The organism is Nonomuraea fuscirosea (assembly GCF_003001935.1).
GTDB lineage: Bacteria > Actinomycetota > Actinomycetes > Streptosporangiales > Streptosporangiaceae > Nonomuraea > Nonomuraea fuscirosea.
This window is the reverse complement of sequence record NZ_PVNG01000027.1, coordinates 94,987-115,288: the sequence shown is the minus strand read 5'-3', so window position 1 is coordinate 115,288 and position 20,302 is coordinate 94,987. Positions and strand designations below refer to the sequence as shown.

General features: G+C 71.5%; 17 protein-coding genes. 6 read left to right on the top strand and 11 right to left on the bottom strand.

Annotation, left to right across the window (positions count from 1 at the left end):
- Positions 1-12: 12 nt before the first annotated feature.
- From B0I32_RS46530 to B0I32_RS46515, 4 genes are all read right to left on the bottom strand, one after another.
- Positions 13-945 (bottom strand): nucleoside hydrolase, encoded by a 933-nt coding sequence (locus tag B0I32_RS46530; protein WP_106250691.1) that lies wholly within the window; start codon positions 943-945, stop codon positions 13-15.
- Positions 946-1,024: 79 nt separating this feature from the next.
- A complete protein-coding gene (locus B0I32_RS46525; protein WP_245956551.1) occupies positions 1,025-2,203 on the bottom strand; it encodes a PucR family transcriptional regulator in 1,179 nt (392 codons plus the stop codon).
- A gap of 64 nt (positions 2,204-2,267) precedes the next feature.
- Positions 2,268-2,468 (bottom strand): EF-hand domain-containing protein, encoded by a 201-nt coding sequence (locus tag B0I32_RS46520; protein ID WP_106250689.1) that lies wholly within the window; start codon positions 2,466-2,468, stop codon positions 2,268-2,270.
- Between the two features lie 31 nt (positions 2,469-2,499).
- Entirely contained in the window at positions 2,500-3,378 is an 879-nt protein-coding gene (locus B0I32_RS46515; RefSeq protein WP_106250687.1) for a LysR family transcriptional regulator, read from the bottom strand.
- Positions 3,379-3,440: 62 nt separating this feature from the next.
- Here B0I32_RS46515 and B0I32_RS46510 point away from each other — a divergent pair, with 62 nt between their 5' ends.
- Positions 3,441-4,421, top strand: a complete 981-nt coding sequence (locus B0I32_RS46510) for an aldo/keto reductase (RefSeq protein ID WP_106250686.1) — start codon at positions 3,441-3,443, stop codon at positions 4,419-4,421.
- A gap of 66 nt (positions 4,422-4,487) precedes the next feature.
- On the opposite strand, the gene B0I32_RS46505 is transcribed toward B0I32_RS46510, so the two are convergent.
- The 4 genes from B0I32_RS46505 to B0I32_RS46490 all read right to left on the bottom strand — a co-directional run bounded on the left by B0I32_RS46505 (position 4,488) and on the right by B0I32_RS46490 (position 9,922).
- Positions 4,488-5,678 (bottom strand): tetratricopeptide repeat protein, encoded by a 1,191-nt coding sequence (locus B0I32_RS46505; RefSeq protein WP_106250684.1) that lies wholly within the window; start codon positions 5,676-5,678, stop codon positions 4,488-4,490.
- Between the two features lie 58 nt (positions 5,679-5,736).
- Positions 5,737-7,089, bottom strand: coding sequence for an ATP-binding protein (locus B0I32_RS46500; protein ID WP_106250682.1), 1,353 nt, complete (start codon positions 7,087-7,089; stop codon positions 5,737-5,739).
- A gap of 205 nt (positions 7,090-7,294) precedes the next feature.
- The gene (locus B0I32_RS46495; RefSeq protein WP_106250680.1) at positions 7,295-7,627 is read right to left on the bottom strand and encodes a hypothetical protein; all 333 of its coding nucleotides are present in this window, start codon (positions 7,625-7,627) and stop codon (positions 7,295-7,297) included.
- 171 nt (positions 7,628-7,798) lie between these two features.
- On the bottom strand, positions 7,799-9,922 hold the full coding sequence (locus tag B0I32_RS46490; RefSeq protein ID WP_106250678.1) for an alpha-galactosidase: 2,124 nt from the start codon (positions 9,920-9,922) through the stop codon (positions 7,799-7,801).
- 167 nt (positions 9,923-10,089) lie between these two features.
- Between B0I32_RS46490 and B0I32_RS46485 the strand changes: the two genes are divergently transcribed.
- From B0I32_RS46485 to B0I32_RS46470, 4 genes are read left to right on the top strand one after another with little or no spacing between them, the layout of a single operon-like run.
- A complete protein-coding gene (locus B0I32_RS46485) occupies positions 10,090-11,241 on the top strand; it encodes an ROK family transcriptional regulator (protein ID WP_219912354.1) in 1,152 nt (383 codons plus the stop codon).
- Between the two features lie 29 nt (positions 11,242-11,270).
- Positions 11,271-12,221, top strand: a complete 951-nt coding sequence (locus B0I32_RS46480; RefSeq protein WP_106250676.1) for a carbohydrate ABC transporter permease — start codon at positions 11,271-11,273, stop codon at positions 12,219-12,221.
- Positions 12,221-13,099, top strand: coding sequence for a carbohydrate ABC transporter permease (locus B0I32_RS46475; protein ID WP_106250674.1), 879 nt, complete (start codon positions 12,221-12,223; stop codon positions 13,097-13,099). Before B0I32_RS46480 ends, B0I32_RS46475 begins: the two co-directional genes overlap by 1 nt.
- 37 nt (positions 13,100-13,136) lie before the next feature.
- Positions 13,137-14,483 (top strand): ABC transporter substrate-binding protein, encoded by a 1,347-nt coding sequence (locus B0I32_RS46470; RefSeq protein WP_106250672.1) that lies wholly within the window; start codon positions 13,137-13,139, stop codon positions 14,481-14,483.
- Positions 14,484-14,592: 109 nt separating this feature from the next.
- Here the strand turns inward: B0I32_RS46470 and B0I32_RS46465 are convergent, their stop codons facing one another.
- Complete coding sequence (locus tag B0I32_RS46465) at positions 14,593-15,879, bottom strand: hypothetical protein (protein WP_106250670.1); 1,287 nt, start codon at positions 15,877-15,879, stop codon at positions 14,593-14,595.
- A gap of 186 nt (positions 15,880-16,065) precedes the next feature.
- Entirely contained in the window at positions 16,066-18,366 is a 2,301-nt protein-coding gene (locus B0I32_RS46460; RefSeq protein ID WP_106250669.1) for an MMPL family transporter, read from the bottom strand.
- A 190-nt stretch (positions 18,367-18,556) separates the two neighbouring features.
- Here B0I32_RS46460 and B0I32_RS46455 point away from each other — a divergent pair, with 190 nt between their 5' ends.
- A complete protein-coding gene (locus B0I32_RS46455; RefSeq protein WP_106250667.1) occupies positions 18,557-19,807 on the top strand; it encodes an MFS transporter in 1,251 nt (416 codons plus the stop codon).
- Here B0I32_RS46455 and B0I32_RS46450 read toward each other — a convergent pair.
- The gene (locus B0I32_RS46450; RefSeq protein WP_106250665.1) at positions 19,789-20,274 is read right to left on the bottom strand and encodes a hypothetical protein; all 486 of its coding nucleotides are present in this window, start codon (positions 20,272-20,274) and stop codon (positions 19,789-19,791) included. The genes B0I32_RS46455 and B0I32_RS46450 overlap by 19 nt on opposite strands.
- Positions 20,275-20,302 lie beyond the last annotated feature (28 nt).

Here is a 20,302-nt window from a genome sequence, read left to right as displayed (position 1 = left end):
CGGCGGGGCCGGTCATGACAGCGTGCGGACGGCCGCTTCGAGCAGTTGCCAGAACCCCTCGACGTCCACGCCGGTGGCCACCCGCGCGTTGGGCTCGCGGCCGAGCTTGCCGAGCAGGTCGACGCTAGTCGCGCCGGCCGTCTCGGTGCCGTGCAGTTCGACGTCGATCCTGGTCTCGACCGTGGTCAGCAGCTCCGGCCGGGCGACCAGGGCCATCGCGACGGGGTCGTGCAGCGGGCCGGCCGGCATGCCCTGGTCGCGCTCGTACGTGGAGTTGAAGAAGGTGAGCAGTTCGACGCCGAAGGCGGCCGTCCTGGTGCCGGCCGCGCCGATCCTGGCGACCACCCCGGGTGTGACGAGGACCTGGTGGGTGACGTTCAGGCCGATCATGGTGAACGGCAGCCCCGAGCCGAGCACGACGGCGACCGCCTCGGGGTCGGTCCAGGCGTTGAACTCCGCGTACGGGGTGATGTTGCCGCGCCCGGTCGACCCGCCCATCCAGACCACCTCCCTGACCAGGGGAAGCCGCTCGGGATGGGCCCGGACGAACAGGGCGATATTCGTCAGCGGGCCGGTGGCCACGATCGTCACCGGTTCGCCGGCCGCGTCGAGGACGTCCCTGATCAGCTCGACCGCCGTGCGCGGATCTTCGTCCACGGCCGGCTCGGGCAGCTCGGGGCCGCCGAGCGCGTTGGCCCCGTGGATCGACTCGGCCGGCGTCAGCACCCGGACCAGCGGGCCGGCGGCGCCGGGCGCGATCGGCACCCCCGTGATGCCGGCCAGCCCGGTCACCACCCTGGCGTTGTAGGTGGTGTGGCTGAGCAGGCCGTTGCCGCCGACGGTGGTGATGGCGCGCAGGTCGATCTCCGGGTCGCCGGCCGCCAGCCAGATCGCGAAGACGTCGTCGTGCCCGGGGTCGCAGTCCAGGATGACCGGTTTCGGCATCCGCCCATGTTATAGACCAGTTTGCGGTGGAACACTGCGGGCGGTCGGCGGGCCTGTGGATCAGCCCGGCCGAGGCCGGTCAGCGGGCCAGGACCGCCTGCCGGGCGCGCAGGGCGATCTCCAGCTCGAACCTGATGTCGGGGTCGGTGAGCTGGTCGCCGTACAACTCCTCCAGCTGGCGCAGCCGGTAACGCACGGTCTGCGGATGCACGTGCAGCTTGGCCGCCACCTCGCCCGCGCCCCTGCCGTGCCGCAGCCAGGCCAGCAGCGTCTCCGCCAGCCGGTCCTGCTGCGTGGGCCGCAGGTGGGCCAAGGGCGCGAGCCGTACCTCGGCCAGCGCACTGACCAGCTCCTCGTCCTTGAACACCACCAGCGTGGCCATGTGGTCCTCGCACCGCAGCAAACCCCTGGGCAGCACGCCGCGCCGGGACAGCTCCAGCGCCTCGCCCGCCCACCGCAGCGAGGTCGCGGCCGAGGTCAGCGGGACGGCGGGGCCGATGGCCGCGTGATGGCCGCGCAGGGCGTGCTCCAGCGTCTGGGCCTGGCCGGGGCCGGCCGGGTCGGGCACCAGCAGGCACGGCGCCGGCCGCTGGTGGCCGGTCAGCACGTCGGGTGGCAGCGGAGGCAGGCGGCGGGCGCCGTGCTGCTCGTCCAGCGCCACGCAGGCGACGGTCCTCGGCAACCGCCAGCCGGCGGCCTTGGCCAGGTCGGCGATGGCCTCCTGACCGGCGGGCGGCCGGCTGAGCAGCAGGTCGAGCAGGCGGCTCCGGCGGCGTTCCATCTCGCCCGCCTCGTGCGCCCTGGCGTACTCGAAGCCCTCGGCGGCGGCGTCGGCGAGCTGGTCGAGGTAGACGAAGATGGCGTCGCCGAGGCCGTACAGGCACTGCGGCGACAGCCCGAGCGGGCCGGCCAGCTCGGTGAGCCGCCGCCAGCCGACCCGGGCGCCGAGCCGCATCGCCGCCTGGAGCGGCTCCAGATTGCGTCCTTCCGCCGCCTCCCCCTTGCCCAGCATGCGGAACGGCTCGGGGTCCCAGGGTGCGCCGGGGTCTTCGAGGCGGTCGAGGAAGCCGTCGATGGCCTGCTCGACCGCCGTTCGCACGACTTTGACGTAGATCTCGTCCGAGGGCCGGGCGTATTCGGGGATGCGGGTCCTGATCTCCTCGATCACCTCATCGCAGACCCGGCCGATGCCCGACCTGAGCGTTCTGACGATCTCCGCGGGGATGCGGCTTTCGCTGACGTCACTCCTGATGGCCATCGTCCCTCCTGTCGCCATTGTGACCCAGGCAACAGAAGAATGTGAAGCAAGTGCTTGTTTTTTGTCACTTCTGGAGGAAGGCGCCGAACTCGTCGATGTCGATCAGCCCGTCACCGTCCTTGTCGAGCTTCTGCACGCCCGCCTGCGCCGCCTCCAGCGTCACGGGCTGGCCGAGCACCTCCATCAGCCGGACGAGCTCGACCGCCGAGATGCGGCCGTCCTTGTCGGCGTCGATCAGTTCGAAGGTGGTCGCGTAGTCGCTCATGGTCACCCTTCCCGCTTGATCCGATATCGCGTCAGACCTTAGTCGTGACTTGTCGTAGCGCGTCAATGAATGCCAGTACTTGCGGGCTGGCATCCCCTTCGCGCCAGGCAATGGCGAGTTCCCCAGGAGGCAGCCCCGTAACGGGCCGGTAGGTCATTCCCGGCCGGTCGTACAACATCGCGTTCCCCTTCGCCACCAGGACGACGCCGAGTCCGCTGGTCACGGCCTCGAACACCTCCTCGGGCGTGTTGGCGGTCACCCCGATCACCGGTTCGTCCTCCCGCGCGTCGAGCGCGAGCCAGAAGTCCCGCAGCGGCCCGGCGGCCGGGGGCAGCGCGATGAACGGCTCGTCGCGCAGCTCCGCGAACGGGACCTCCGCCAGCCCGGCCAGCCGGTGATCGGCCGGCATGGCCACCCCGCGCTCCTCCCTGGCCAGCACGTACGTCCGCAGCCCCGCCGGCACCGGCAGCCAGATGAAGGCCACGTCGGAGGTCCCGTCGGCCAGCCCGCCGCTGGGGTCGTCCCATCCGACCAGCCGCAGCGACACCTCCCACCCCGGCATCGCCGTACGGAAGCGCCGCAGCGCCTCCTGCTGCAGCCCCCTGCCCACGGCGGTCTGCATCCCGATCACCAGCGTGCCGGTGGGCGCCGCCGCCCGCGCCCGCTCCACCCCGGCGCCCCAGCGTTCCAGCAGGTCGCGGGCCGCCGGCAGCAGCGCCGCGCCCTGCCTGGTGAGCACCACCCCGCTCGGCACCCGGTCGAACAGCCGGAACCCGAGCTGCCGCTCCAGCACCCTGAGCTGCTTGGACAGCGCGGGCTGGGAGACGAACAGCCGCTCGGCGGCCCGCGTCACGTTCAGGTCGTCGGCCACCGCGACGAAGTACCGCAACTCCCGCAGATGCACGTCCATAGCCATCGGTTATAGCAAAAGGTCTTGGACTCGGCGGCGGTTCCGGCGGCACGATCGAGCGCATGAAGACACGCGTACTCGGAAATCTTGAAGTCCCCGCCATCGGCTTCGGCGCGATGGTGCTCTCTCCCGGGGTGTACGGCGAGATCGACGACACCCGCGCCGAGGCCGCGCTCAAGGCGGCGCTGGACGCCGGCGGCACCCACGTGGACACCAGTGACGCCTACGGGTCTGACGGCCACAACGAACGCCTGGTCGGCCGGGCGATCAAGGGCCGCAGGGACGAGGTGGTGGTCGCGACCAAGTTCGGCCTGGCGATCCCGGACGGTGAGCCGAGCCGGTCCTATCCCGTCGGCTACGCCTTCGGCGAGTTGCGGGTGAACGCCGAGCCGCGCCTGGTGCGCGGCTACGCCGAGCGCAGCCTGCGCAACCTGGACACCGACGTGATCGACCTCTACTACGCCCACTACCCCGACCCCGGCGTCCCCATCGAGGAGACCGCCGGCGCGATGGCGGAGCTGGTCCGCGACGGGCTGGTCAGGCATCTCGGCCTGTCCAACGTCAGCGCCGGGCAACTGCGGGCGGCGCACGCGGTGCACCCGGTGACGGCCGTGCAGAACGAGTGGTCGATGTGGCGGCCCGTGGACGCCGACCTGCTGGCCACGGCCCGCGAGCTGGGCGTCGGGATCGTGGCCTGGAGCCCGCTCGGCAACGGCTTCCTCACCGGTACGGTGCAGGCGCTCGGCGAGGGCGACTTCCGGCACAACGCGCCCCGCTTCTCGGCCGAGAACCTGGCGGGCAACAACGACCGTTACGCCCCGATCAGGTCCCTGGCCACGCACCTCGGCCTCACCCCGGCCCAGCTCGCCCTTGCCTGGCTGCTGCACCAGGACGAGCACGTGGTGACCATCCCGGGCAGCCGCACCCCCGCGCACATCGAGGAGAACCTGGCCGCCGCCGACCTGACCCTGCACCCGGACACGCTGGCCAGGATCGACGAGGCGCTGCGCGGGTTCGAGGTGAGCGGCGGGACGCTGCTGTAGCGGACCGGCCGGCTCACGGTCGTGAGCGCATCGACCAGTGGGAGCCGGCCGGCGACGCGTACGTGGTCAGAGGCTGCCGGCCGGGCGGCCGCGGACGAGGGTGGCGAGCCAGACCGTGGCGAGGGCGGCGTACACGGCGAGCAGGGCGACCACCGGCTGCGCGACGATCATGGAGACGGCGGCGGCCAGGGCGAGCAGGCCGGTCCAGCCGTACAGGATCGCCCGCCCGCGCGGCGAGCCGGTGTGCGCGGCCTCCTGCAGCGGCGTGACCAGCGCCATCGCCGCCACGCCCGCCGTGCCGACCGGCTCGGCGCCGAGCCCGATGCCCAGCCCGAGCAGGAGCCCGCCGGCCGCCAGCAGGCCCCAGCACGCCACCGCCACCCGGGCCTCGGCGCCCTCGAACAGCAGCCTGGTCGCCTTGGCGCGGGCCAGCCGCAACGTGGTCCACGCCTCGGCGATCCAGGCCACCCAGTGCAGCACCGCGACGAGGATGAAGACCAGGATGACGGGCGGGACGGCGGGCAGCAGGAAGATCAGCCGCCGGCCGCCGGTGAACCGGCCGCGCAGCCGCGAGAGCACCCGGTAGAGCGGGTTGCGCTGCTTGAGCGCCGCCACCAGGTAGTCCCTGGCGGCGCCGAAGCCGGGATCGAGGCGGAGCACCTCACGGAACGACTCCGCCGCCCGCCTGGGCTCCCCGAACCTGAGCGCCGCCCGCCCCTGCACGAAGTGCGCGGTGGCGTCCTCGGGATCGAGCTGTACGGCGTGCGCGGCGGCGGCCGTCGCCTGCCCGCCGTCGCCCAGGTTGGTGCAGGCCAGCGAGAACAGGCTGACCAGGTCGCGGTCCTGCGGATCGATGCCGAGCCCCTGCCGGGCCGCGCCGGCCATCAGCTCCCACTCGCCGCACAGCATGTGCACGCGGGCCAGCACCTCCCAGTTCGGGACGTGCTGGGGTTCCAGGCGCAGGGCCTCGCGGGCGGCGGTCATCGCCGGCTCCGGCAGCCGGGCGCGGTAGTAGACCTGGGCGGCGGCGTACTGGGGGAACCACTGGTCCGGCCCGAGCCGTACCGCCTCCTGGGCCGCCTCGACGGCCTCGCCCGCCTGGCCCTGCTGGATCAGGGCGATGCCCAGCAGCGCGTGCCCGGAGACGTGCTCGGGCTCCTGGGCGAGCAGGCCACGCAGCTCACGCTCGGCGTCGGCCGGGCGGCGGAGCCGGATCAGCGTGCGCGCCCGCTCGACCGGATCGGCGACCGTCACCACGTGCCTTCCCCGGCGCGGCCGAGATCGAGGCCGGGGCCGGGGCCGGGGCCGACCACGGTCACCACTTGCCCTTCACCCAGGGCATCAGCTCGTCCCAGGCGCCCGAGTCGTTGGCGTGCAGCACGTAGTTGCGGGCGGTCGCCATCCACTCGCGTACCGCCGTCGGGCGCAGCGTCTGGGCCGCGGCCAGCAGGTCCTGGGTGGACAGCGGGATGGGGCGGCCCGCGCTGATCGACTGCTGCAGCTTGGCCTCGACCGCCCGGTCCACCAGGCCCTTGAGGTCGGCGCCGACGAAGTGCTCGGTCACCCGCGCCACCGCGTCGAAGTCCATCTCGGCCAGCGGCTTGTCCCGGCACAGGATGCGCAGGATGGCCGCGCGGGCGGCGGCGTCCGGCGGCGGCACGAACACCGGCTGGTCGAGGCGGCCCGGGCGGCGGAAGGCGGCGTCCACGTACCAGGGGACGTTCGTGGCCGCCAGCACCAGGACGCCCTCGTTGGCGCTCTGGTCGACGCCATCCAGCTCGGCCAGGAACTGGTTGACCAGCTGCCTGGTCTGCGCGTGACGCATGTCGGAGCGGCGGCCGGCCAGCGCGTCCACCTCGTCGAAGAACAGCACGCAGGGGCGGTTGCGGCGGGCCAGGTCGAACGTGGCGTGCAGGTTGCGCTCGCTGGAGCCGACGTACATGTCGAGGATGTCCGCCAGGCCGACGTTGACGAACGCCGCGCCCAGCTCGCCCGCGGCCGCTCTGGCCAGGTGCGTCTTCCCCGCTCCCGGCGGGCCGTACAGCAGGACGCCGCCGCCGGCGCGCTTGCCGTACGCGGCGTAGAGCTCGGGCTGCTGGAGCGGGAGCAGGAGCTTGATCCGCAGCGCCTCCTTCACCGTCTCCATGCCGGCGACGTCGGCGAACGTCACACCGGAACGCTCGACCTCGGCCGTGGAACTGTTCGCCGGGGTGGCGGGTATGGGAGGCGGCGCGGCGGCCGGGGGTGGCCACGGGCTGCCGGGGCCGCCCGGGGTCAGGCGGCCGGCCAGGTCGGGATCGGCCAGGGAGGCGTCCCTGCTGATCGCCTCGAAGTACCGGTAGGCGGCCCGGCCCATGTCGCCCTCGCCCATGAGGGCCCTGGCCGCGAGGATGCCCAGCCTGGGCGGGTAGCCGGGCTCGGCCAGCAGCGGTTCGAGCGCGGCCAGCGCGGGTCCGTGCGCGCTCTGCCGGACGAACGCCTCTGCCAGGCCGGCGATGATGTCGGGGTGCTTGGGCGCGAGCACGAGTACGGCGCGGAATTCGGCCTCGGCCTCGGCGAGGTACCCCTTGGCCAGGAGCTGCCCGGCGAGGTGCTGACGCAGGGGGAGGTTGTCCGGAGACAGGCGCGCCGCCTCCCGGAGGGCCTGAAGGCCGGCATCGTCCGACACGCGCCGTTCCCTTCTGTCGCGATTTCGGTTCTGTCGAGTTACGCAAGATACCGAAATATCGCCCTACCTGCCGTTCTTCCGATCCACGCGCGCACCGATCCACAAGCGCACGGATCCGCGGGCGCGGGGAGGCGCCGCACGACGGACGGGCCGGCGCCGCACGGCGGCCCCGGCCCGCGTCATCCCGCTTCGCAGGAGAAGACTCCTACGGGACGTCGAACGTCTTGCGGTTGTTCGCCCCGATGACCTCGATCCCCTTGGTGCCGAGGATGCCGTCGAGCGGCAGCGACACCGTGTAGGGCGCCGTGGCGGGCAGCCCGATGCCCGACAGCGAGCCGACGACCTCGATCCCCCAGTACTCCGGCTGCTTGATGTAGATCAGCGGCGAGAGCGAGACCTTCATGTTGAGGTAGGGCTTGGTGCCGCTGACGATCAGGATGAACGTCCTGGGCACGATGCCCGGCACGACCCTCGCCTCCTCGAAGTCGATCAGCCGCACGGACGCGGCCGGCGGGTTCTCGGCGAAGTTCTCGGTCATGGTGGATCCCCCTTCGTGAGATGGACATGAACCCCCGAAGGTCACGGCCGGAAGCTGCCTGCCGCCGTCCGTGACCTCGCGGGTTCGAAACTCTCACGCACCTTGGGGACGGGCAACGACCACTCCGGACGGTTACGGGACCCTGGCGGCGAAGTCATGCCCGAGGGGGGTTCACACCTTCCTGAACACCACCAGTTCACTGCGATAGTCAGGTCCGATCGGCTCCCACGCGGCGGGCCTGATGCCGGCGGCCATGAGGGTGGCGCCGTACCAGAGCGAGCCGTCCCGCTCCAGCTCGTACCGGGCCTCCGGGTCGAGTCCAGTCAGCCGCAGGAGCCGCGGGGCGCGCTTGGCGTTGCCGAGCGGGTTGTAGACGAGCACCGCCACCTGGTCGCCGTGCACGTACTGGACCGCCGACCGCTCGGCTCCCGGCGTGCCCGCCAGGCGGTACTGCCGGCCGTGCTGCACGGTCGCGCGCACGTGCTTGTACTGGGCGATCAGCTCGGCGGCCGCCTCCAGCTCGCCGGAGGTCCACTCCGCCAGGTTCCCGCCGATGCCGAGCACGCCCGCCATGGCCACGTGGAAGCGGTAGCGCAGCGGCATCGTGCGCCGGGTGGTCGGGTTGGGCGTGTCGGTGACCCAGGCGGACATGGCGCCGGCCGGGTAGAGCTGGGAGAAACCGTGCTGGATGTGCTGCCGGTCGCGGGCGTCGGTGTTGTCGGACGGCCACACCTCGTCGGTGTAGCGCAGGATCCCGAGGTCGACCCGCCCGCCGCCGCCCGAGCAGGACTCGATCCGCAGGCCGGGGTGGCGTTCGCGGAGCCGGGCCATGACCTCGTAGACGCCGCGCGTGTGCTCGATCCAGATCCGGTCCTGCGACTGCTCCTTCTCCGGCCAGCCCGCCTGGGTGAACGGGCGGTTCATGTCCCACTTGAGGTAGTCGAGATCGAGTTCGGTGACGAGCCCGTCGAGCCAGCCGACCGCCCACTCGCGTACGTCCTCGCGGGCGAAGTTGAGCACGAGCTGCTGGCGCTTCTCGTCCCTGCGGCGGTGCTCCAGGTGCAGGGCCCAGTCGGGATGGGCGCGGTAGAGCTCGCTCTCCTTGCTCAGCCCCTCGGGCTCGACCCACAGCCCGGTGCTCATGCCGAGGTCGCGGATGCCGTCGAACATGGAGCGCAGCCCCTCGGGGAAACGCTCGCGGTGCGGGAACCAGTCGCCCAGCGAGGTGGTGTCGTCGTCGCGCCGGCCGAACCAGCCGTCGTCCATCACGAACAGCTCGACGCCGATCGAGGCGGCCGTCTTGGCCAGCGCCAGCTGGTGCGCCTCGGTGACGGCGAACGTGGTCGCCTCCCACGAGTTGTAGAGCACCGGCCGTTCCTCGGCGGGGGTGGGCAGCACGTGCCGGCGGGCGTACTCGTGCCAGGCCCTGCTGGCCGCGCCGAACCCGCCGTCGGTGTAGAGGCCCAGGACGGGCGGCGTGACCAGCTCCTCGCCGGGCGCGAGCGTCCAGCGCACGCCGTCGTGGCCGAAGCCGCCCGAGACGCTCACCCCGCCCTCGGGGCGGTGCGTGGTGGTCAGCCGCCAGCTTCCGCTCCAGGCCAGGGCGAGACCCCAGACCTCGCCGTGCTCCTCGGTCGTCTCCCCCGCGTCGATCATGATCCACGGGTTCGCGATGTGGCTGGTGATGCCCTGGCGGCTGGTGAAGACCAGCTCGCCGACCGGCAGCGGGCCGCGCTGGAGCTGGGACTCCTCGGCCCACGCGCCGAAGACGCCGCTGTAGCGGTAGGCGTCGGCGTCGGGGACGAACCAGTTGCCCGAGTCGAGCCGGGTGACGGCGGCGTCGGTGCCGGTCCGCACGGTGGTCCAGCGTTCGATGACGTCGGTGTCGGCGCGCACCCGTACGGACAGCACGACCTCGAACGGGTGGTGGGCGTCGGCCAGCACCAGGTCCAGCCGCTCGGCCCCGTCGCCCTCGTCGCGGACCTCGGACCGGACGAAGCGCAGCTCCAGCGATCGCACGTGGCCGAAGGCGACCTGGAGGGACGGCGCCCCCCAGCGCTTGCCGCCGTCCACCGGCAGCAGTTCCTCGATCTCCGACGGCGTGGAGAAGCTGGAGACGTGCCGCCGCGGCAGGTCGGTCACCTGGCGGGCGGCCTCAGGTCCGAGCCGCGGCCCCCAGTAGGTCTGCCGCGGCGCGGCCTCACCGGTTTCCGGGTCGATCACCACGCCTATGACGTACGTGGAGCCGGGCGTGGTGAGCGCCCAGTGTTGATCGTCGAGCGGAATTACAGGCATCGGCGTCCCCCCGAGGCTGCTGGATCGATCAGGCCGCTGGAGACTAACCCGCTTTAGTGCACTCGGTCAATGAAAGCTGGGGACATCAACCGCCCCATACCGACTGTTCGTGATCTGTGCCACCCATTTACTTGACAGTATGAACATATAACCCCAACCATGGGGCCGTGTTCTCACACACCGAGACCGAGTCTGTGCGGCTCACCGACGCCATGCGATCGGTGTTCGTCGAGCTGCTCGTGCACGGCCCCCTGTCGAGGGCGGAGGCGGCGCGGCGGCTCGCCCTGTCGCCGTCCGCGCTCACCAAGCTGACCAAGCCGTTACTCGAAGCGGGCTACCTGCTGGAGGCGGCCGGCGAGGGCCCGGCGACCGTCGGGCGGCCCTCCCAGCCGTTGCAGGTGGACGCCTCGCGCATGTCGTTCGTCGGGATCAAGCTGACCGCCGACGAGCTGTTCGCCGTACGCACCGACCTGGCCGCCACCGTACAGGCGGAGACGTCGAGGCCGCTCGCGGACCACGAGATCGACCACGTGCTCGGCCAGATCGCCGAGGTGATCGAGGAGCTGGCCGAGCCCGGCCGGCCCCTGTCGGCCGTCGGGATAAGCCTGGCCGGCATCGCCAGTCCCAGCGACCCCGTCGTGCACACCTCCCCGTTCCTCGGCTGGAGCAAGCTCCCGCTGGCCACGCTGGTGGAGCGGGCCGTGTCCGTGCCCACGGTGCTGGACAACGACGTCCGGGCGCTGACGGCCGTGCAGCAGTGGTTCGGCGAAGGCGTGGGCCACTCGTCGTTCGCGCTGGTCACGGTCGGAGCCGGGATCGGCTGCGGGCTCGTCGTCGGCGACCGGCTGGTCACCGGGCAGTCCGGCGCCACCGGGCTGGTCGGCCACCTCCAGATCGACGACCGCGGGCCCATGTGCGAGCGCGGCCACCGAGGCTGCGCCCGCGCGTACGCCACCTCCCCCTCCATCCGCCGCTCGATCGCCGCCACGCTCGACCGGCCCGAGCTCACCTTCGACGACTGCCTGAGCCTGGCTGCCGACGGCCACCCCGTCGCGCGCCGCGTGATCGACGAGGCCGGGGCCGCCCTCGGCCAGGTGGTCGCCACCGTCGCCAACCTCACGGGCCCCGAGCTGGTCGTCCTGTCCGGCGAGTCGGTCCACATGTACGACGTCTGCGCCGGCGCGTTCCACGCCGCGCTGGCCCGGCACACCCACTGGACGGCCACTCCCGTACGGGTGGCCGTCAAGCCCTTCGCCTTCAACGAATGGGCCAGGGGAGCGGCCGTCACCGCTCTCCAGCATCTGCTGCTGCACCGCTGATCTACCGCCGGCGGGCACCTGGAGGTCTGATGACCAGTGATACCGTCCGCGCCGCCCCCCGCGCCACGCCTGGGACAGTGCCCGACCCTCCGCCTCGCTCACTCCGACAACGCCTGGGCGATCTGCCCGTCGCGATCATGTTCGTCCTGCCCGCGACCATCGGCTTCGCCGTCTTCTACCTCTGGCCCGCGCTGCGCGGCGCCTACCTGAGCCTGACCAAGTTCAACGTCCTCACCCCGCCGACCTTCATCGGGCTGGAGAACTACGAGCGGCTCTTCGGCGACCGCCTGTTCTGGAACGCGCTGAAGGTCACCGCCGAGTACGTGGTGCTCAACATCGTCACCCAGACCGTGGCCGCGATGCTGCTGGCCGTGCTGATGTACCGGCTGACCAAGTCGATGGTCGTCCGCGGCGTCGTGCTGCTGCCGTACCTGGTCGCCAACGTGGTCGTCGCGCTCGTCTGGTACTGGATGCTCGACTTCCAGATCGGCGTGGTCAACAACATGATCGAGTGGCTGGGCCTGGACCGGGTGGCGTTCTTCGGCTCCGACTGGGCCATCCCGACCATCGCCGGGATCAACACCTGGCGGCACACCGGCTACACGGCGCTGCTCATCTTCGCCGGCCTGCAGATGATCCCGCCCAGCGTGTACGAGGCCGCCTCCATCGACGGGGCCTCGGAGTGGAAGACGTTCTGGCGGGTCACGCTGCCGCTGCTGCGCCCGGTCATGGCGCTGGTCATGGTGCTCAGCGTCATCGGCTCGTTCCAGGTCTTCGACACCATCGCCGTCACCACGGCGGGCGGGCCGATCAACGCCACCCGGGTCATCTACTTCTACATCTACGACATGGCCTTCAACCGGTTCAACTTCGGTTACGCCGCCGCGCTGTCGTCCGTGCTGTTCGTGCTGCTCGCCGGGATCGCCTATCTCCAGTTGCGCCTCTCGCGGGCGGGCGAGTCGGATCTGAGGGGGTCGTGATGGGCTCGATCCGCTGGGGGCGGGTGGCCGGGTGGGCCGTGCTCGTCGTGGTCATGCTGGTGACGCTGTTCCCGTTCTACTGGATGTTGCGTACGTCCTTCTCCAACACCCGCGCGCTGGCCGGCGGCGCCTCCGACCTGCTGCCGGTGGACTTCACGCTCGGGGCCTACCGCCGGGTGCTGGGTCTGTCGACCACGGCCGAGGCGATCGCCGAGGGCGGGTCGAGCGGCACCGTCAGCTTCTGGCTCTACCTGCGCAACTCGATCGTCGTCTCCACCGTGACCACGCTCGGCCAGGTCTTCTTCAGCTCGATGGCCGCCTACGCCTTCTCCCGGCTGCGCTGGCCCGGCAGGAACGCGCTGTTCACCGTCTTCGTCACCGCGCTCATGGTGCCGCCGATCTTCACCACGCTGCCCAACTTCGTGCTGGTCAAGGATCTGGGGCTGCTCAACACCTATCTCGGCATCGTCCTGCCGCACCTGCTCATGACGCCGTTCGCGGTGTTCTTCCTGCGCCAGTTCTTCCTCGGCATCAACGCCAGCGTCGAGGAGGCCGCGCGCATCGACGGGGCCGGGCACGTGCGCACGTTCTTCCGCATCGTGCTGCCCATGAGCAAGGGCCCCATCGCCACGCTGGCCATCCTCACCTACATCACCAGCTGGAACGACTACTTCTGGCCGCTGCTGGTGGGCAAGGCGGAGAACGTCCGGGTGCTCACCGTCGCGCTGGGCATCTTCCGCTCCCAGACGCCGCAGGGCAGCCCCGACTGGGCCGGGCTCATGGCCGCCACCCTCTTCGCGGCGCTGCCGATCATGGTGCTGTTCGCCGTGCTCGGCCGCCGGGTCATCGACTCCATCGGCTACACCGGCGTCAAGTGAGCGCCGTCCCCCCACACCACGGAAGGTTGATGTTGTGATGAAGCGTTCTCTCGCCGTCGCCGGAGCGGCGGTGCTGCTGCTGACCGGCTGCGGCACCTCGGGATCGTCGGAGCCGGCGGCCGCCGGCGGCGCCGCCACGATCGACTACTGGCTCTGGGACGTCGGCCAGCAGCCGCAGTACCAGGCCTGCGCCGACGCCTTCCACAAGGCGAACCCGCAGTACACCGTCAAGATCACCCAGTACGGCTGGGACGACTACTGGAACACGCTGACCACCGCCTTCGTCTCCGGCACCGCCCCCGACGTCTTCACCGGCCACCTTTCGCGCTACCCGGAGTTCGCCGCCCAGGGCCAGCTCATGCCCCTCGACGACTTCGTCGCCAAGGACAAGGTGGACCTGTCGATCTACCAGGACGGCCTGGCCGACCTGTGGGTCACCAAGGACGGCAAGCGCTACGGGCTGCCCAAGGACTTCGACACCGTGGCCGTCATCTACAACACGGAGAAGCTCAAGGAAGCCGGCATCAAGCCGGAGGAGATGGCCGAGCTCTCCTGGAACCCGCAGGACGGCGGCACGTACGAGAAGGTCATCGCCCACCTCACCGTGGACAAGAACGGCAAGCGCGGCGACGAGCCCGGCTTCGACAAGACGAAGGTCGCCACCTACGGCATCGGCTCGAACGGCAGCGGCGCCGGCTTCGGGCAGACCGAGTGGAGCATGTACACGATGAGCAACGGCTGGCAGTACGGGGACCAGAACCCGTGGCCGACCAAGTTCAACTACGCCGACCCGAAGTTCAAGGAGACCATCAAGTGGTTCACCGGGCTCATCGACAAGGGCTACATGCCGAGCCTGGACATCGTGAACTCGGGCGTCGGGATGATCGACGCGTACGGGGCGGGCAAGTACGCCATGGTCACCGAGGGCAGCTGGAACACCAAGACCTTCTTCTCCCTCAAGGACGTCAAGTCGGCCATCGCCCCCACGCCGATCGGCCCGACCGGTAAGCGCGCGAGCCTGCTGAACGGCCTGGCCGACAACATCACGGCGGGCACCGACAACCCGGAGGCGTCCTGGGCCTGGGTGAAGTTCCTCGCCTCGCCGGCCTGCCAGGAGGAGATCGTGGCCAAGGAGGCCACCGTGTTCCCGGCCATCAAGACCGCGACGGTCAAGGCGGAGAAGGCCTTCGCCGAGGCCGGCATCGACGTCAAGCCGTTCACCATCCACGTGGACGAGAAGACCACCCACCTGGCGCCGATCGCCGAGCACTGGGCCGACATCACAGCCACGATGACCGAGACCATGGACTCGATCTTCTCCTTCAAGAGCGACGTCAACGCGCTCGACCAGGCCAACGCCACCGTCAACGGCCTGTTCGGCTGACGCGCCCGCTCCCCGGGACACGCGCCGGCTCCCCGGGACAGGCGAAGGGGCCGGGCGCCGCTCTCCGAGCGGTGTCCCGGCCCCTCGCCGTAAGTCGGGTCGAGCAGGGTCAGGCGGCGTGCAGGTACACCTGCCCGAAGACCTCGGAGAGGTTCTTCAGGTCGGTGGCCAGGTCCACCTCGGGGTTGGCCGGGTCGTAGACGGTGGCCAGGCGGGCCCGGATCGAGCCGAGCTTCTTGAGCTGGTCCCAGGTCGCGCTGGCGGCCCACTTCTCGCCGTACACCCGGTTGACCTGCCCCTGGTCGTTCTGCCAGCGGCTCCACAAGGTGACCGTCTCGGCCGCGTCGTCCTGGAGCGGGGCGGCGATCCGCTCGGTGATGGCCTTGGTCGCCTGCTCCTCGGTGAGCTGCCCGGCGGTGAAGGCGGCGTCCTCGGCGGCGATCTGGGCGTAGGCGTCCCAGGCGCGGGCCCGGACCTGGATCCACTGGTTGCGCTGCGCCTCGGCGGCGTCGATCTTCCAGGTGGCGTACTCGGTGGCCAGGTGGCCGCTGTCCAGGGCGAGCTGATCGATCGAGCCCTTGCTCAGCCAGGCGCCGATGCGCTCGGGGTCGAGCAGCGGGTACTTCTTGGTCAGCTCGGCCTTGCAGGCGTCGTTCGAGCCGCAGCCGAGCACCGGCACCACCGTGTGCGCGCTCAGCTTCTTGCCCGGCAGCAGCGTGCGCAGCGCGGCCGTGGTCTCGGCGACGAACGCGTCCAGCTCGTCGGCGGTGGCGAACGTCTGGTCGTAGCCGAGCTGGGAGGTGAACCTGACCCCCACGACGCCGGGCTGCGCGACGGCCAGCGCGGCGACCTTCTTGGCCGCCTCGTCGAGCTTGCCGGCCTTGTAGTCGTCGGCGAGCTCGGTCTCGATCCAGATCCGCATGCCCGTCGGCGCGACGACCTTCGTGGCCTTGCCGGTCGGCGTCTCCAGGGCGGAGGCCCGCTCGGCGGCGCTGATGCCGTTGCCGTCGACGAAGCACTGCTCGCCGTTCTGGCACTCGGGCGTGCCACCGTCCTCGGCGCCGGGGACGTCGGGGTCGCCCGCCTCGTGGGCCTCGCCGTCGCCCTCCAGACCCTCGGTCGGGCACTCGGTGCCCGGGGCGCTGCAGTCGATCGTGAGCGGGTCCTGCGGGTCGGCGCCCTTCAGGTTCTCACCGTCGTTGTCGAGCCAGAAGTGGGCGATCTCCAGGGCCTCTTCAGGAGTGGCCATCCAGGTGCAGACGACGTAGGCCGGGGTGTCGGCCGCCATGAGGTCGTTGCAGCTCCTGTCGTCGTCCTCCGACCACGCGGGAACGCCGATGCCGAGGAGCGAGAGGGTGAGTCCGATGATGAAGACCTGCCGTAGCCGCCGTCTCATGGCACCTTACTTCCAGGGGGTGATCGTGGGCATATGCACACTATCCGCACGATCAACAACGTTCAATGAGATCCGCCCCGTTCTTCACGCCGTCCTCGACGCGAAGTAGCCGTCTCAGTTGCGCGGCTTTTTCTTGATATTTCGCGCCATGATGAACAACGGCCGTCTTTTCGGCGAACAACCCATTCACTCGTCGACCTTCGCCCACGTCCATCCGCCGTCCGGACCGGGCCGCACCACCCGCGCCGGGCTCTCCTTGATCCGCACCCATCCGGGACGGGCGGCCGGACGCGCGGGCGGGGGCGACGGCGTGGGTTTCGGCGGGGCGGGGAGCGGGGTGGGTCGGCGGAGCTCGACCCGGCGGTGAAAGCGCCGCCACGACCACCGGTTCGCCCCGACCAGCAGCCGCATCGACGCGGGCACGAGCAGCATCCTGACCAGGGTGGCGTCCACCACGACGGCCACGAACAGGCCCGCCCCGAGCAGCTTCACGATCGTGACCTCGGCGGTGCAGAAGGCTCCGGCCACGACGAGCGGCGGCAGCGCCGCGCCGGTGATGACGCCGCCGCTCTGCCGCAGGCCCGCCGCCACGGCCGCCGTGTCGTCCCCGGTACGCAGCCACTCGGCCCGCACCCGGGACAGCAGGAACAGCTCGTGGTTCATCGACAGCCCGAACACCACGGCCAGGATCAGCACGGCCACGGTCGCCTCGACGGCCCCGGTGGGGGTGAACCCGAGCACCGAGGCCAGGTTGCCGTCCTGGAACGCCCACACGATCACCCCGAACGAGGCCCCGATGGACAGCACGCTCAGCAGCAGCGCCATGACGGGCAGCACCAGCGACCCGAACGCGGCGAACAGCAGCACCACCACGACCGAGCCGGCCACCAGCGCCGCCCACGGCAGCCGGGCCGCCGAGCCGTCCTGGAGGTCCAGCCGCTCCGCGGTGGAGCCGCCGACCACCACCCGCCGGATGTCCGGCTCCGGCGTCATGGCTCTGATCGCCCGGACGAGGGCTCCGGCCTGGTCGGACAGGGGATCCAGGTCGTGCCGCACGGCCAGCCGCACCGCGCCGTTCGCCCGCGACACCCCGGTCACCTCGACCGCCGTGACGTGCGGCAGCCGCTTCAGCCGGGCGGCGAAGGGCCGCACGTCGGCGGCGCTGACCGGCGGCTGCCAGTCCGCGAGCGATTCCGGCTCGTCGGGCTCGCCGGTGGAGGTGCGCGCGACCAGGACGTGCACGTCGATCGGCGTCATGACGTTCCTGGCGAAGTCCCGATCGATGGTCTCGGCGACCCGGCGTCCCTCGGAGGCGACCGGCAGCCCCCGATGGTCCGCCTCCCCGAACCTGACGTGCGCCGACGGCAGCGCCAGCATGACCAGCACGACGCTCACCCCTACCAGGCACACCACCGGCCGCCGCGTCACGCTCGACGCCACGCCATGCCACGGCCCGCCCTCACCTCGCCCGAGGCCGGGGGCCAGGCGCAACGCGTTCACCCGCGACCCGAGCACGCCCAGCGAAGCAGGCAGCACGAACAGCGCCGCCACGGTCGCGGCCAGGGTCACGGCCGCCGCCCCGAGCCCGATCGAGCGCAGGAACGGCTGCGGGAACACCAGCAGCCCGAGCAGCGCCCCGGCCACCGTCAGGCCGGAGAGCGCGACGGTGCTCCCGGCCGTGGCCATCGTGCGCACGACGGCCTGCTCGGTGCTCGCGCCGTCCGCGACGGCCTCCCTGAACGCCTTGAGCACCACCGACGAGTAGGGGACGGCCAGGACGAACCCGAGCAGCGCGACGACGCTCAGTGCGAAGACGGAGACCTCGGTCACCCCGGTGAGCAGCCGCAACACCACCAGGGCGCCGAGCTCCGCGAGCACCCATACGACCAGCGGCAGCCCGGCCGCCACCAGCCCGCCGCACACGAGCACGAGCAGCACCAGCAGCACCGGCACGGCGACGGCCCCGGCGCGGACGAGGTCGGCCGCGATCCGGTCGGCCAGCTCCGCGCGCAGCGGCACCGCGCCGCCGACGGAGACGCGCAGGTTGTGGACGTCCCTGAGCTGCGCGGCGACGGCGGCGTAGGCGCGCCGCTGGTCGCCCTTGAGGGTGATCACCGCGTACGTCGCGTGCCCGTCCGCGGAGACCATCTTCTTCGACCGGCTCGTCCAGTACGTGACCATCGCGCGCACGTGCCCGGCCGGCAGCGCCCGCAGCGAGTCGTGCACCGCCCGCTTGTACCGGGGGTCGCGCACCTTGACGGTGGGATGCCGGTAGAGGACCACCACGTCGGGGGTGTGGCCGCCGTACCAGTCGTCGTTCCAGCCGGCGGAGACGGTGGAGTCGGCGCGCGGGTCCTCGAACCCGCCGTCCGCCATCCGCCCGAACAGCTCCATCCCCAGCGGCACGACGAGCACGGCCACCGCCAGGGTCAGCGCGAGCAGCGTCCAGCGACCCCGGTGGACGAAGCGGCCCGCCGTCTCGAGCATGCCTGGTCGTCCCCTCGCCGTCAGCAGCGACCTAGCAAATTACGGGAGATGCGGGTTCGATTCTTGCGAAACCCCGCACACATTCCGCAACCGGTCTTGTCGCCGGGGTGACAATAAATATGCGCACGACAAAGGGCCGGGCCATGCGGCAAGATGGCGGGGTTTGGCCACTTTCAGGGGGTTTGCGCCGATGCATGACATCCTCGGCGATCTCGGGCTGCTCCGGGACCGGCGGTTCGCACTACTGCTGACGGCGCGGACGATCTCCGTCCTCGGGTCGGCCTTCGCCCCCGTGGCGCTCGCCTTCGGCATCCTCGACCTGCCCGGGGCCACCGCCTCGACGCTGTCCGTGGTGCTCACCGCGGAGGCGGTGCCGATGATCGCGTTCACGCTGGTCGGCGGCGTGATCGCGGACCGGCTGCCGCGCCAGCGGGTGATGACGGCCGGCGAGGTCCTGATGGCGGCGGCCTTCTTCGCGCTGGCGGTGATGCTGCTCACCGGCTGGACCCCGCTGCCCGCGCTGGCCACGGCGGCGGCGATCGCGGGCGTGGCCACGGCGGTCACGTTCCCCGCGCTGACCGGGATCATCCCCGAGGTCGTCCCGCGCGACCGGCTGCAGAGCGGCAACGCGCTGCTCGGCCTGGGCGCGAACGCCTCACGGGTGGCTGGCGCCGTGCTGGGCGGCGCCACCGTGGTGCTGTTCGGCGGCGGCTGGGCGCTGATGATCAGCAGTGCGTTGTTCGCGGTGGCGGGCGCGCTGATCGCGTTGCTGCGGCTGAAGCCGGGCGAGCGGCCCCGCGCCGAGTCCCACTCCGTGCTGGCCGACCTGCGGGACGGCTGGCGGGAGTTCAGCTCGCGGCAGTGGATCTGGGTGGTGGTCGCGCAGTTCTCGCTGATGGTCATGGCCATCCAGGCCGGGCACGGCGTGCTCGGCCCGCTGATGGCGAAGGAGACCCTGGGCGGCCCCGCGGCCTGGTCGGCGTTCCTGACCGGCGAGGCCGTCGGGACGATCGTCGGCGTGCTGGTGTCGCTGCGGGTGCGGCCACGCCGGCCGATCCTGGTGGCGGTGCTGCTCTGCCTGCCGACCGCGCTCCCGTACGTGCTGCTCGGGGTCGACGCGCCGCTCTGGGCGATCGTCGGCGGGGCGTTCGTGCTCGGCGTCTGCTTCGACGTGTTCGGCGTGCTGTGGCAGACCACGATGCAGCGGGAGATCCCGGCGGAGGCGCTGTCGCGGGTCAGCTCGTACGACGTACTGGGCTCGCTGATGTTCGGCCCGATCGGGCTGCTGCTGGCCGGACCGGCGGCGGCGCTGTTCGGCACCGAGGAGTCGCTGCTCGGCTGCGCCGTCATCGTCGTGGTGTCCACGCTGGCCGCGCTGCTCTCCCCCGGGGTGCGGAACCTGCGCGCCCCCGTGGCCCCCGCTCAGGCCGACCTGAAGTAGGCGCCGGCCCTGGGCTGGAACATCAGGGTCAGCGCCCCCAGCACGGCCACGATGTGCAGGATCCTGCTGGCCGCGAAGACCCAGGCCATCGCGTCGGCCCCGGACACGGCCGCGGCGATCGAGCCGCCGTCCAGCAGCCACCGCACCGGCTCGATCACCAGCGAGAGCGTGCCGAAGACGCCGAGCGTACCCGCGAGCGCCCAGCGGGCCCAGTTCGCCCCGGCCTTCAGCCGGAGCGCGAGGAAGATCGCCCCGGCGAACACGGCCAGCCGGAACCCGGCGCCCGGCAGCAGGTCCATCACCGCCGTGCCCTCGGTCAACTGCTCGCCGATCATCAGCGCGGCCTCGAACGCGCCGAACGCGACCGCCGAGAGCCAGAGCATGGCGGCGGCGTGCACGACGGGCGGCGGCGCGGGTGCGGTCGCGGGCTCGCGGGCTTCGGTGAGGGTGGTCATGGAGTGCTTCATGGGGACAAGTCTCCGCCGCGCACCTGGC